The sequence below is a fragment of the Kribbella sp. NBC_00709 genome (assembly GCF_036226565.1).
Taxonomy (GTDB): Bacteria; Actinomycetota; Actinomycetes; order Propionibacteriales; family Kribbellaceae; genus Kribbella.
This window is the reverse complement of the sequence record NZ_CP108996.1, coordinates 4,547,345-4,560,384: the sequence shown is the minus strand read 5'-3', so window position 1 is coordinate 4,560,384 and position 13,040 is coordinate 4,547,345. Positions and strand designations below refer to the sequence as shown.

At 69.7% G+C, this 13,040-nt stretch carries 13 protein-coding genes; 2 read left to right on the top strand and 11 right to left on the bottom strand.

Features of this window, described 5'->3' with window-relative positions; genetic code table 11:
* The first annotated feature begins 7 nt into the window (after positions 1 to 7).
* The gene (locus OHA18_RS22480; RefSeq protein WP_328997229.1) at positions 8 to 367 is read left to right on the top strand and encodes a MerR family transcriptional regulator; all 360 of its coding nucleotides are present in this window, start codon (positions 8 to 10) and stop codon (positions 365 to 367) included.
* Here OHA18_RS22480 and OHA18_RS22475 read toward each other — a convergent pair.
* From OHA18_RS22475 to OHA18_RS22440, 8 genes are all read right to left on the bottom strand, one after another.
* The gene (locus OHA18_RS22475; protein WP_328997228.1) at positions 364 to 1,323 is read right to left on the bottom strand and encodes a cation diffusion facilitator family transporter; all 960 of its coding nucleotides are present in this window, start codon (positions 1,321 to 1,323) and stop codon (positions 364 to 366) included. The genes OHA18_RS22480 and OHA18_RS22475 overlap by 4 nt on opposite strands.
* A gap of 25 nt (positions 1,324 to 1,348) precedes the next feature.
* A complete protein-coding gene (manA, locus tag OHA18_RS22470) occupies positions 1,349 to 2,503 on the bottom strand; it encodes a mannose-6-phosphate isomerase, class I (protein ID WP_328997227.1) in 1,155 nt (384 codons plus the stop codon).
* On the bottom strand, positions 2,497 to 3,573 hold the full coding sequence (locus OHA18_RS22465; RefSeq protein ID WP_328997226.1) for an SIS domain-containing protein: 1,077 nt from the start codon (positions 3,571 to 3,573) through the stop codon (positions 2,497 to 2,499). Before OHA18_RS22465 ends, manA begins: the two co-directional genes overlap by 7 nt.
* Before the next feature lie 10 nt (positions 3,574 to 3,583).
* Positions 3,584 to 3,787: a Trm112 family protein gene (locus OHA18_RS22460; protein WP_328997225.1), complete on the bottom strand. Its 204-nt coding sequence runs from the start codon at positions 3,785 to 3,787 to the stop codon at positions 3,584 to 3,586.
* On the bottom strand, positions 3,788 to 5,173 hold the full coding sequence (locus OHA18_RS22455) for a phosphomannomutase/phosphoglucomutase (RefSeq protein ID WP_328997224.1): 1,386 nt from the start codon (positions 5,171 to 5,173) through the stop codon (positions 3,788 to 3,790).
* Between the two features lie 37 nt (positions 5,174 to 5,210).
* Entirely contained in the window at positions 5,211 to 5,954 is a 744-nt protein-coding gene (locus OHA18_RS22450; RefSeq protein WP_328997223.1) for a ThuA domain-containing protein, read from the bottom strand.
* Positions 5,947 to 7,035: a Gfo/Idh/MocA family protein gene (locus OHA18_RS22445; protein WP_328997222.1), complete on the bottom strand. Its 1,089-nt coding sequence runs from the start codon at positions 7,033 to 7,035 to the stop codon at positions 5,947 to 5,949. The genes OHA18_RS22450 and OHA18_RS22445 overlap by 8 nt, the downstream gene beginning before the upstream one ends.
* 99 nt (positions 7,036 to 7,134) lie before the next feature.
* On the bottom strand, positions 7,135 to 7,581 hold the full coding sequence (locus OHA18_RS22440) for a metallopeptidase family protein (protein WP_328997221.1): 447 nt from the start codon (positions 7,579 to 7,581) through the stop codon (positions 7,135 to 7,137).
* A 31-nt stretch (positions 7,582 to 7,612) separates the two neighbouring features.
* Between OHA18_RS22440 and OHA18_RS22435 the strand changes: the two genes are divergently transcribed.
* Positions 7,613 to 7,996 carry a DUF3499 domain-containing protein gene (locus tag OHA18_RS22435; protein ID WP_328997220.1) on the top strand — a complete coding sequence of 128 codons (384 nt, stop codon included), beginning with the start codon at positions 7,613 to 7,615 and terminating at the stop codon, positions 7,994 to 7,996.
* A 3-nt stretch (positions 7,997 to 7,999) separates the two neighbouring features.
* Here OHA18_RS22435 and OHA18_RS22430 read toward each other — a convergent pair whose 3' ends face one another.
* From OHA18_RS22430 to OHA18_RS22420, 3 genes are all read right to left on the bottom strand, one after another.
* Positions 8,000 to 9,487, bottom strand: coding sequence for a DUF5719 family protein (locus tag OHA18_RS22430; protein WP_328997219.1), 1,488 nt, complete (start codon positions 9,485 to 9,487; stop codon positions 8,000 to 8,002).
* Complete coding sequence (locus OHA18_RS22425) at positions 9,484 to 12,399, bottom strand: glycosyltransferase family 2 protein (protein ID WP_328997218.1); 2,916 nt, start codon at positions 12,397 to 12,399, stop codon at positions 9,484 to 9,486. The genes OHA18_RS22430 and OHA18_RS22425 overlap by 4 nt, the downstream gene beginning before the upstream one ends.
* Before the next feature lie 172 nt (positions 12,400 to 12,571).
* Positions 12,572 to 12,823: a WhiB family transcriptional regulator gene (locus tag OHA18_RS22420; RefSeq protein WP_020389877.1), complete on the bottom strand. Its 252-nt coding sequence runs from the start codon at positions 12,821 to 12,823 to the stop codon at positions 12,572 to 12,574.
* Positions 12,824 to 13,040: the final 217 nt, after the last annotated feature.

The window sequence follows — 13,040 nt, the reverse complement described above, 5'->3', positions numbered from 1 at the left end:
TTGAGGTATGCGCATCACCGAGGCGGCTCGCCAGCTGGGTACCACTCCACGCATGCTGCGCTACCGGGAGGCGCTCGGGTTGCTCCCCCGGTCCCGGTCCGAGCACACCGCCCAGCGCCAGTACGACGACCGCGACCTGGCCGCCGTACAACTCGCGCTCGACCTCGAACGCCGGTACGACGTGACGCCGGCCGCACTGGCGTTCGCGCTCCGGGCCCTGGCCGAGCCCTCCGTGGCCGCCGACATCCGCAACCTCGGCTACCGCACCGGCCGCCTCACCGCACCCCCGACCCAGGCCCAGGTCGACCGCGACCGCGCCCTCAGATGGCTGGGGAGGAGTGGAGTACTCCCACCCAAACAGCGCTAGTGGGACGGAGCCTCGGGTACGGCGGGCCGCTCGTCGGGGACGTGGTTCTCGTGGAAGACGTCGGGCTCGAGGTAGATGTGCTGGCTCATCGGCTCGGCCGCACGGATGGCGCGTTCGGCGGCGTCGATGGTCCCCGCGACGACGGCCGCGTCGGCGGTCGGCTCGACGCCGACCTTGGCGGCCACGAGCACCTCCTCCGGACCGAGGTGCAGGGTCTTGATGTGGATGAGGCGCTGGACGCCGGGCGTGTTCTCGATGGCGGCGACGATGCGAGCCTGGGACTCACGGGTCGCGGACTCGCCGAGCAGCAGCGACTTCATCTCGATCGCGAGGAAGATCGCGACGCAGACCAGCAGCGCGCCGATCGCCATCGAGCCCAGGCCGTCGAACACACCGTTGCCGGTGGCAAGGGTCAGGGCCACGCCGATCAGCGCCAGCACCAGGCCGGTGAGGGCGGCGAAGTCCTCCAGCAGGATGACCGGCAGCTCCGGGGCGCGGGCGTTGCGGACGAAGCGCACCCAGGGGACGCTCCCGCGCAGCTTGTTCGCCTCGACGATCGCGGTCCGGAACGAGAAACTCTCCATCGCGATCGCGAGCACCAGCACCGCCACCGGGACCCACTTCCAGTTGTCGATCCCGTGCGGTTCGTGCACCTTGTGGTAGCCCTCGTACAGCGCGAACAGACCGCCGACGCTGAACAGCACGATCGACACGATGAACGAGTAGACGTACCGCTCACGACCGAACCCGAACTGGTGCAGCTCGTCGGCCGCGCGCTTGGCCCGCTGACCGCCGACCAGCAGCAGCACCTGGTTGCCCGCGTCGGCGAGCGAGTGGATCGCCTCGGCCAGCATCGACGCCGACTGGGTCAGTGCCCAGGCGGCGAACTTGGTGACCGCGATCCCGGTGTTCGCCAGCAAAGCCGCGACAACGGCCTTGTTTCCGCCACCAGCCATGGTTGTTCAGGTCCTCCGTCGGGGATCAGCGCGCGGACACGACGAACGCCGTGCCGGAACCACGCAAGATACAGGGTCCTTCGGGTCCCGAGGCGAACGCGGACTGCCCCGCGGACAACGTCACAACAGATTCTTTGCCGGCAGCATCGACCGTGCCGTCGACACAGCAGATGATCCGCGGCCCGACCCCGTCGACCGGCTGTTCGGCACCGTTCAGGTCCACGCGCCGGACGGCGAAGTACGGACAGCCGGTCTCGTAGACACCGTCGTCATCAGCAGTCAGCACCGGGTTGTCCAGCGGCTCGAAATCGACCACGGAGACCAGCTCGGGCACGTCGACGTGCTTGCTCGTCAGCCCACCGCGCAGCACGTTGTCGGAGTTCGCCATCACCTCGAAGCCGAGGCCGCGCAGGTACGCGTGCACGTTCCCCGCCGGCAGGTACACCGCGTCGAACCGCTCCAGGCGAACCCGGTTCAGCAGCAGGGCCGCGAGTACGCCGGGATCGTCCGGGAAGTCCGCGCACAGCTTCGAGAGCGTCTCCCGCTCCAGCGCGAACGCGTCCCCGACGTACTGCGCCACGGCCTCGCCGAGCGCACCGACCAGTGGACGGATCGCGTCCCGGTCGGAGCTCATGAAGTCGGTGAACGCCTCGCGGAGCTTCCCGTCCCGCAACCGATCGGTGAGCTCGCCGAATCCTGTCGGCGCCAGCGCCTCGAGCAGCGCGACCGTACGCTCCAGCGGGCGGAAGCCCACCAGCGCGTCGAACGGCTCGAGCGCGATCAGGATCTCCGGCTTCGGCCAGGCGTCCTTGTAGTTCCGGTCGCCGGCGTCCCGCGGAATCCCGGCCGCCTCGTCCCGCTCGTACCCGTCGATCGCCTGATCCCGGGAGGGATGCGCCTGGATCGACAACGGCTGCGCGGCCGCCAGCAGCTTGGCCAGGAACGGGAAACGTCCCTCGAACCGCTCGGCCGTCTCCGCGCCCAGCACCGCGGCCGGGTCGGCGGACACAACGTCGTAGAGCGTGTCGCCGTTCGGCAGGACGGACGGCGCGGACTCGTGCGCACCCATCCACATCTCGGCCTGAGGGTTGCCGTCCGGCGCCACCCCGAGCAGCTCGGGGATCGCGGTGGGCGATCCCCACGCGTAGTCGCGGATGGTGTTCTGCAGCGGGACTACCACGCCGGGTCCTCCGAGGGGATCCCTGGCTCGACCGGGTCGGTGTCGCTCGCCTTCCCGTACCGGCCGAGGCCGATCCCGAGGTACGCCGCGGCGTATCGGCCGTGCTGGGTCAGAGCGGCGTACCGGGCGATGTCCGTACCGTTCGCCTGCGTCACCGTGAACACACGGACGTCGTGCGCCTGTGCCTTCGCCTCGAGCTTGCGGTGCTGCTCGGCGACGCCTGCGTCCTCCACACCGTCGTCCAGGATGACCAGCGCCGGGCGGAGCTCCTCGGGCTTGTCGAACGGGTCCGCGAACAGGTCCCGCGGCGGCTGGTTGAGCACCGGCAGCAGGTGGCCGGCGTCCGCGGCCAGCGCGGGCCGGCCGCTCGCCAGCCGGAGCGCCTCGACCACGCGACGAGCCGCACGGGCGGCGAGGACAGAGCCGCCCCAGACCAGGGGCAACGCGTCCGCCAGGATCAGCGCGAGGTCCTTGGCCGGGTTGTTCGAGACGTCGTTGTTCGGCGAGCACTCGATCGCGACGTCGTCCAGCAACGACGCGACCGACTTGTGGTCCACCTCGGGGCCGAGCTCCAGCTGGTGCAGCGCCTGCAGCACGGCGACGGCCGACGCCAGCTGGTCGTCGGACTGGGACGGCAGCCGGATCGCGTGCCGGAGTCCGGCCGAGGCGATCGCCACCGGCGAGTCCTCCGGCGCGGCGACCATCAGCCCGCAACCCCGGCGCACCGCTTCGCCTGCCGCCGACACCGCGTCCGGGTCCTCGTTGGCTGCGCCCAGCACGACGACGAGGTCGAGCGGACCCGCCCACCCCGGCAGCCCCGGACCGGGCCAGGCGAGGAACGGAACCGGGCAGACCGGCTCCAGCACGGCCCGGACCAGCCGGGCGTCACGGCCCGCGGCCACCACGGCGCGTGGACGGAAGCCGTCCGACGTCACCTTGGACAGCACGTCCTCGGATGCTTCCAGCTCGGCCCGGACCCTGGCGCCGGCCATCGCCAGACGGCGCAGCAGGTGGTCGGCCGCCAGCAGTACGGCCGGGTCGTCCAGCCGGGTGTCGTCGAAGACGCTCATCAGCTCTCCGTCAGCTCTCTGTCGCGGCCGTTTCCCTGGTGTCCCGGGCTTCGTCGATCAGCAGCACCGGGATGTCGTCACGCACCGGGTAGGCCAGCGCGCACGACGCGTTCGTGCAGACGAGCTCGCTCGCCTCGTCGTCCACGCGGAACTCGGAGCGGCACTTCGGGCAGACCAGGATGCTCAGCAGGTCCGGGTCCAGATTGACTGCCATTCAGTTCTCCTCCACCGATGCGCCGGTGATCAGGGCCAGTACTTCGTCACGGACACGCTCCATCTCGGACCGGTCCGCGGCCTCGACGTTCAGCCGCAGCAACGGTTCCGTGTTCGACGCACGGACGTTGAACCACCACTGTCCCGCCGACACGGTCAACCCGTCCAGATGGTCGACGGTCACGCCGTCGAGGCCAGAATACGTATCTTCGATCGCCGCGACCGTCGCCGCCGCGTCCGCGACCTTGTTGTTGATCTCACCGGACGCGACATACCGCTCGTACTCGGCGAACAGCTCGCCGGCCGGCTTGTCCTGCTCACCCAGCGCGGCCAGCACGTGCAGCGCGGCCAGCATGCCGGTGTCGGCCCGCCAGAAGTCGCGGAAGTAGTAGTGCGCGGAGTGCTCGCCGCCGAACACCGCGTCGGTCTCGGCCATCTTCTGCTTGATGTTCGAGTGCCCGACCCGGGTCCGGACCGGGACACCGCCATGCTCGGTGACCAGCTCCGGGACCGCCTTGGAGGTGATCAGGTTGTACAGGATGGTCGAGCCCGGGTGCTTGGCCAGCTCACGGACGGCGACCGCGCCGGTGATCGCGCTCGGCGAGATCGGGTCGCCCTTCTCGTCGACCACGAAGCAGCGGTCGGCGTCGCCGTCGAAGGCGAGCCCGAGGTCGGCGCCGGTCTCGCGGACCTTGGCCTGCAGGTCGACCAGGTTCTTCGGGTCGAGCGGGTTGGCCTCGTGGTTCGGGAAGTTGCCGTCGAGCTCGAAGTACATCGGGACGATCGTCACCGGGCCGTCCGCGAAGACGGCCGGGACGGTGTGGCCGCCCATGCCGTTGCCGGCGTCGACGACCACGGTGAGCGGGCGGATGCCGCTCAGGTCGACCAGGTCGTGCAGGTGGTCGGCGTACGCCGTCAGCAGGTCCTTGTGCGTGACGTGTCCCCGAGTAGACGCGGTCGCCGGGCCCTCGGTCAGGGCCTTGGCGACCAGGTCCGCGATGTCGCGCAGGCCCGAGTCGGCGCCGACCGGAGCGGCGCCCGGGCGGCACATCTTGATGCCGTTGTACTTCGCCGGGTTGTGGCTGGCGGTGAACATCGCGCCGGGCAGGTCGAGCCGCCCGGACGCGAAGTACAGCTGGTCGGTGGAGGCCAGGCCGATGTCGATCACATCCGCACCGGTGCTGGTCACCCCCTCGGCGAACGCAGCCGCCAGCGCCGGGCTGGACGGCCGCATGTCGTAACCGACCACGACCGCCCCGGGCCCCGCGAGGACGTCCAGAACCTCGACGAACGCGGCCCCGGTCGCCCGGGCCACCGACTCGTCCAACTGGTCCGGGACGACCCCCCGCACGTCGTACGCCTTGAAGATCGCCGCAACATCCACCATGCGTGGACCCTATCCGGCCCACTCCAAAAGCTGTATTTCAGGCCTTCTCGAACCAGCCGAGGTCCTTGCGGTGGTGGACGGTGGGGAGCTGACGGGGGACGACCGGAGCCGCCCACCGGGCCGCGTTCGCGATGATCTGCTGGACCTCGGGCTGGTGGTACGTCGGGAACTCCTGGTCACCCGGACGGAAGTAGAAGACCCGGCCCTGACCGCGGCGGTAGCAGCAGCCGGAGCGGAACACCTCGCCGCCGGTGAACGAGCTGACGAACACCAGTTCGTCCGGCTGCGGGATGTCGAACAGCTCGCCGTACATCTCCTCGCGCTCGATCACCAGCGGGTGCGGGATGCCCTGCGCGATCGGGTGGCCGGCCGCGACCGTCCAGATCAGCTCGCGGTCGTTCTCGGCGCGCCAGTCCAGCGAGCACGTCGTACCCATCAGCTTGATGAAGATCTTGCTGAAGTGCGCCGAGTGCAGCGCGATCAGGCCCATCCCGGACAGCACGTGCTGGTGCACCCGGTCCACGATCGCGTCGTCGACGTCGCCGTGCGCGGCGTGACCCCACCAGGTGAGTACGTCGGTGTCGGCGAGCACCTCCTCGGTCAGACCGTGCTCCGGGTCCTGCAGCGTGGCGGTACGGACGACGACGTCCTGGCCGAGCTTGTCGCGCAGCGCGGCCGCGATCGTGCCGTGCATGGTGTCCGGGTAGAGCTTGCGGACAGACTCGTCGCGGCCCTCGTGGACGTTCTCGCCCCACACCGTGACGCGAATCGGTTCAGTCATGGAGCACAACCTCTCGTCCTGCCTTCGCCGAGGCGTAGCAGGCGTCGATGACCTCGGTCCGCAGCAGCGCCTCGGACCCGTTCTGACCTTCCCAGTCGCCGCTCTTGACGATCCGGACGAACTCCCGCACCACTGCCCGGTGGCCGAGCCCGGGCCCGGTCGCCGGCTTCACCTCGGCCGGTACGCCGGCCACGTCGGTGAAGATCCGCAGCGTGTCCTCGGTGGTGTAGTTCTGCACCTCGATCTTCGCGCCGCCCTCGGTGCCGAACAGCTCGATCCCGAAGTTGTCGCCCGGAGCCCGGAACGTCGCCCAGCTGGTCTCCAGCTGCAGCGCGCCGCCGCCCTCGAGCCGCAGGTACGCCGTCGCCAGGTCCTCCACCTCGAACTTCGAGCCGAGCGTGTCGACTGTCGGCCGCTCCGCGCTGCTGACACTGCCCTTGCCGCGCGGACCGAGCTCGGCGAACGTGTTCGCCGAGACCGTGGTCACCTGCGGCTCACCGAGCAGGTGCAGCGCCATATCGAGGATGTGTACGCCGAGGTCGATCAACGGACCGCCGCCGGACAGCTCGCGGTTGGTGAACCAGCCGCCCATGCCGGGGATGCCGTTGCGGCGCATCCAGTGCGCCTTCGCGTAGTAGATCCGGCCCAGCTGGCCCTCGTCGATCTGGTGCTTCAGCGCCGCGACGTCACCGCGCTCGCGGTGGTTGAACACGACCTTCAGCACCCGGCCGGCCTTCTTGGAGGCCTCGACCATCGCGGTGCCCTCGGCCACCGTCCGGGCCAGCGGCTTCTCGGAGAGGACGTGCAGGCCCTTCGCCAGTGCCGCCAGGGCGATCGGTGCGTGCAGCTGCGTCGGCGTACCGATGCTGACCGCTTCCAGGCCCTCGGTCTCGAGCAGGTCCTCCCACTTCTCGTAGAGATGCGGTACGCCGTGCTTCTCGCCCAGGCTGGTCAGGATGTCCTTCTCGAGGCCCGCCAGCGCGACCACCTCGACATCGGGCAGCTCGGAGAACGCCTCCAGCGCCGTCCGCCCGGCGAAGCCCAGCCCGACAACTCCGACCCGCAGTCTTTGATCGTTCACAACTACGATCCTCTCCCGATGACAACGACGGACACAAACCCCTTCCCACACTACGGAACATGTTCCAACACCGGCATGTCGGACCGGGGAGAGGGCGTGTCAGTCCTCGTCGGTGTCGAAGTCGGGGTCGATCTGTTCGGGTGAGAGGGCCAGGACGTCGGCCAGCTCGAGCACGAGGGCGGAGCGGACCAGCCAGGAGAGGCCGGAGCCGGAGCGTTCGGCGCGGAGCTCGATCGGGCGGCGGAAGACGACGATCCGGTACGGCTCGTGGGAGGTCCCGCCGGTCGCATGCGTGAGCGGGATCTCGGTGGCGTCGAGCTCGAGGTTCGGCACGTCCTCGATCGCGAACTCGACCCGCGCGACCACCTGCGGCAGCCGCTTCTCCAACCGTGTCACCTCGATCGCGACCACCTCGTCGAACTGGGCCGCGGCGGACCGCTGCAACGGCAGACCGCGCGGCGCGAACTTGCTCGGCCGGCTGATCGGGCCGAGCATTCCGCGGCCGTGGCGGTCGATGTGCCTGCGATGACGGCGAGCCTCGGTCACACGCTCAGCCTAGTGGGCGTAATGTCTGGTCGTGAGCATCGCCAGGATCTGTTCGCGCGCCGGATGTCAGAAGCCTGCCGTATCGACGCTCACCTATGTGTACGCCGACTCGACCTGCGTCCTCGGCCCACTCGCGACGTACGCCGAACCGCACTGCTACGACCTGTGTGCCGATCACGCCGATCGGCTCACCGCTCCGAACGGCTGGGAAGTCATCCGGCTCGCCCCGGACCCCGCGGCGGCCGGTCCGTCCTCGGACGACCTGGAAGCCCTGGCGAACGCGGTCCGCGAAGCAGCTCGTCCGCTGCCACCGCGTGAGCCCCGCGCCGGCACTCCGGGCGCACCGGTCGAGGTAGCCCGCCGCGGCCACCTCCGGATGGTTCGGGACCCCGGAGCCAACACCTCCGAAGGCTGAGCTCTACCGCAGCGCGGCGCTCACGTCGGGCTGCGCACCCAGCTGAGCCCGGAACACGAGCGACGTCGTCAACGGCCACGCGGCCACCTGTGCCACGTCGTCCTTGTCCGGCTTCGCCGCCGGCATCAGCGTGACACCTGCGACAACGGTCCCCCGCGTCTGCTGCACCATCAGGTACGTCGGCCGCGGCTGGGCCGGGATCGGGATCTGCGTCGTCGAGCCACCGACCACGTCCAGCGCCCGCGTGCTCAGCGCCCGCCCGGCCGCATCGCGCAGCTCGAACTTGACGCTCCCGTTCTTCCCCGGCGCGGTCACCTGCAGCATCGCCGGCTGCTTGTGCGCCGGCAGCACCAGGTACGCCGGTCCGGTCAGCGCGTCCGACGACCCGATCGACGCGAACTCGGTCCGGGCCGCATCTGTCATCCGCATCGACGCGGTCACCGGCTGATCCGAGGTCACGGTGATCCCACTGGGGTCACCGTGCAGCACCGGGTCGAGCATGATCGTCTTCACCGAACCGGCGTCGATCTGCACAGTCTCGAGACCGGCAGGCTTGAACGGCCCGTTCGGCCCGTTCACGGTGAGGCTGGCGGTCGCCTGCAGGTCCGACGGGTTCGCCACCGACAGGATCCGGAGCCCGCCGCCGGACGCCACCGCCGGCACGAAGACCTTGGTCGCAGGCGCTGCCGAGGTGTTCAGCCAGTCCACGCCGGCCGGCCCGCCGTCGGCATTGGACGCGTTGGAGCGGACGGCGGCAGCCACGCGACCGCCGGTCGACTCCACATGCATGGCGATGTCCCGAAGGTTCGGAGCGATCTGCGTGAGGAACAGCGGGAACGTGCCGCGGGCCGGTACGACGATGCCTCGCGCAGCGGGCAGATCCTGCTGTCCGTTCCGCGCGTACACGGTGACGTTGACTTCGGCGTTGATGCTGTCGAGGTTGGTCAGGACGAGCACGTCGCGCCGGTCTTTCGCTCCGGATGCTCCGACGAACCAGAAGTCCGATCCGGGCTGCTGGCAGGGAACGCTCGCCATACCGGAGTTGACGCCGTCGTCCGAGGTCGTCGTACTCGTGCCGACGGTGCCGGCGGCGAGCGGACCGGCGCCCTGGATCGACAGCGGCTCCGGCTTCACCACCACCGCACTCGAACCGATGAAGCCGCGCTTGAGGATCGAGCCGACCGGGTCGGACGTGGCCGGCAGCGGGGCGATCGTCAGCGGGTCTGCGCTGCCGGTCGCGGTCGGAGTGCCATCGGGCAGCGTCGGCGACACGCCGTTCACCACACTGGCCATCTTGCCGCCACCTGCTGCGAGCACCGGACAGGACAGCGCCGTACGGTTCACCACTACGCGGGCCGGCTCGGTGGCGGCGGCCACCGGGCTCGTGTCCGGCTTCTTGGGGTGCGTGACCACACCGAGCCCGGCCAGCACGGCCATGGCGGCGACGACGGCTCCGATCCGGAGACGCGGGTCGGACAGCAACCGGCTCACCGGGGGTCCCTCCTCGCGTGCGTGCCATGCGGTACGGCGACCGTCCGGCGGACCGTCGGCAGGCAGAACACCAGTGCGATGATCCAGCCGATCAGGCCGAGGATGCGCCAGACCGTGTGCGTCTGGTCGGTCAACGGCGTCTTGCCCTCGATCTTCGACCGATCGACCAGCCACGAAGCGTCGCCGTCGTTCGCACTGGCCCTGGTCAGGCCGGGCAGTGAGTCGAGCGTGGACTGCAGCGTCGGATCCACCGGTCCGGGCAGGTACACGTAGTCGATCGCGAGACCGGCCAACTGCCGGCCTTCCTCGCCACTGCCGCCACCACCGAGCGTCGCCAGCACGTCCGTGATCGGCTTCGTCTGCGCCGCGGTCGGCGCCGCCTCCAGCGCTCCCATCCGCGGTCCGCCGTCCTTGACCAGCGCGAACCGCATCTGACCGCCCGGCGCCTTCCGCACGACCAGGATCGACTGGTTCTCCGGCGGGTCCTGCGAGGACACGAGGTACGCCGGGAGGTCCTGAGCCGGCCCGCTCCACAACGGACCGTCTGTCCCACGCACCAGCCAGAAGCCGGCCGTCACGACTGTCGTCAGCAGCACCAGGCCGAGCACGCCCTGGACGATGATCTCCCTGGACTTGCCGACCGAGTCCCAGGCGACGGTCACGGAGATGATCCAGCCGGCCGTCATCAGGAACATCAACGGTCCACTGCCACCACCGAGCCGACTGGCGACCAGTGTCCCGGCCAGACCGGCCAGTGCGGCGAACCAGCCGACCAGCTCGTACCGCTGCCGGGACTCACGCAGCAGACTGACCAACGCCACCACGATCAGCGGTACGACGAACCACCACGGTGCCGGTGCACCGATCGGCGTACCGGTGAGCAGATGCGGCAGGCTGTCGCCCGGACCGACCGCAGCGGTCGGCGGACCGCCCGCCTCCTGCCCCAGCTTCGACGGATGCTGAATCAGGTCGATGGTCCACGGCAGCACGAGCAGCAGACCCAGCACGACCGAGAACACCAACTGCCGGCCCTGTCGCCGCCAGCCCAGTCCGAACACCGCACCGACGACGAGGACGACGGCAATCAGCAGACCAAGAGCCGGCGTGAACGCGAACAGCACCGCCAGACAGATCCCGGCGAACCACGCGGCCCGCCAGCTGCCCTGAACGACCACGCGCCGCCGCCGAGCCACGGTGTGTACGGCGCCACCGAGCAGCGGCAGCACGATCGCTGCCACGCACGTCCCGAGCCGCCCCTGCGAAATCGCACCGTTGGTGAACACAGCCAGTCCGTACGCCGATGCGCCCCAGGCTCGCGCGCCCCGGTCGACGACGAACGACCGCAGCATCGCCCACGCCGCCAGACCGGCCAGCGGAACCGCGCCCAGCAGGAGCAGATTCGTCGCACCGTCCGGACCGAACATCACCGTCGAGAACGCCCAGAGCTGCGCCAGCCAAGCAGGCGGCGTGACTCCAGGCGGAGCGGACGCTGCTGCGTGCCAGAGCGCTGCGATGTTCTCGTGGGCCGGGAGCAGCAGGTTGGACCGCAGGAACCCGTCGCCGATCAGATCGCGGGCCGCGATCAGCGCACCGATCGCCAGCACGACCCACGCGCCGAGGAACGGCCGGCGGATCAGCTGACGGCGCCACCGCGGCTGGTCGACGGCCACCCGGGCGGTGGACTTGGCCCGCCGCGCAGTGGTGACGACCTGCTCTTCCGGCTCGTCCGCCCAGGCTTCACGGATCCGCTCGGAGATCGTGCTGGTCGTTTCCTCCAGGTTGTGCCGCAGTGCGTGCACCGACCGGGAGAACAGCCCCTTGATGTCGTCGTACGGGACTTGATCGAGACTGCGGCGGCTCTTGCGGGCCTGCGTCCAGCCACCCGCGAGCAGCGTGCCGAGCAAGGCGGTCCACTCGTCGACCGCACCGGACGGTGTCTTGCCGATCAGGAACCAGATCGAGCGGAGCACGGTGCCGAACAGGAACCGCAGGATCAGCAGCGGCAGCAGCTTGCCCGGCGCGTTCGCGAGAACGGTGTAGTACGCATGTGCGCGGTCCAGCTGGTACGCGTGCCGCCTGGTGCCGGCCAGCGCACGCTCACCGGTCGCAGCGGCCTGTGCGTGGTAGATGACCGCGTCAGGCGCGACGCCGACCTGGAAACCCGCGCGGCTGGCGCGCCAGCCGAAGTCGATGTCGTCGCGGAACATCGGCAGCCGCGGGTCGAAACCGTGCAGTGCCTCCCAGACGTCGCGACGGACCAGCATGCCGGCCGAGCTGACCGCGAGAACGTTCCGCGGCTGGTCGTGCTGGCCCTGGTCGAGCTCGCCGTTCTCGATGCCGGTGTCGCGGCGGCCGCCGAGCGACGTGGTGACGCCGACCTCGAGCAGCTCGCGGTCCCGCGGCCACAGCCGCAGCTTCGGGCCCCAGACACCGGTGTTCGGCGATATTGTGGCCTGGAGCAACAATTTCTCCAGGGCCTTCGGCGCCGGCGCGCAGTCGTCGTGCAGCAACCACAGCCACTCGACCACGGGCATGTGACCGTCATCGCCGTACGGACCGACCGCGCTCGGGATCGGCGCGAAGCCGTGCGTCTCGAGGCCGCGGGCGACCGCCATACCGAAGCCGGTCCGGGCCGAGACGCTGACGACGGGCTCGACCCCCGGCATCGCGGCCAGCAGCTCGGCGGTCTCGTCGGTGGAGCCGGTGTCGACCGCGATCAGCCGGTCCGGTCGCGGGTTGAGCGCCCACAGTGCCTCGGACAGCCGCGGCAGCCAGGCCGCGCCCTCGTGCCCGACCACCACCGCGGTGACGACATGCCGGACCCGCGGACGACGCATGTGGTCGCCGGTGTGATCGGTCGGGAAGTCGACGGAGTCGAAGAATTCCCAGCCGGCCGGAGCTTCTTGTTCCATGCGGAGCTGTGACACCTCGATGCTTGCGGACGGTCACCGTGACCGCAGGTCCCGGCGAGGACTCACCATACAGCCGCCTACCGAGACCCAGGAAAGCCGCGGGCCCCGGGCGGCGTTCGCCCGGGGCCTCGCGGAAGTCCTGATGTTGTTGTGCTCTGGTTCTACCGGCGCTTCAGACGGCCTTCTTCTTCAGCTTGCGGCGTTCCCGTTCCGACAGGCCGCCCCAGATCCCGAAGCGCTCGTCGTTCTGCAGCGCGTACTCGAGGCACTCGCCCCGGACGTCGCAGCCGAGGCACACCTTCTTGGCCTCGCGGGTGGAACCGCCCTTCTCCGGGAAGAAAGCCTCTGGATCGGTCTGGGCGCACAACGCCCTTTCCTGCCAGTTCGGCTCCTCCTCGATCGCCTCACCGTCGACAATCGCCATCAGCTCTGTCACGGTACGACCTCCTCGACCCTGTTCGTTCCCCTGTACATGTGGGTTTGCGGTCCACATGCCTGACCTCGTCCGTCCTGCGCTCTGCAACGGTCCCCGATACCGAGTGTCCAACGAACGACACGGTTGAAATTACATTCCTGCAATCCACGAAAGTCAAGCCGTGCTCTGCTATTGGGATCATCCGCAACATGCCCGCAAAAGAACG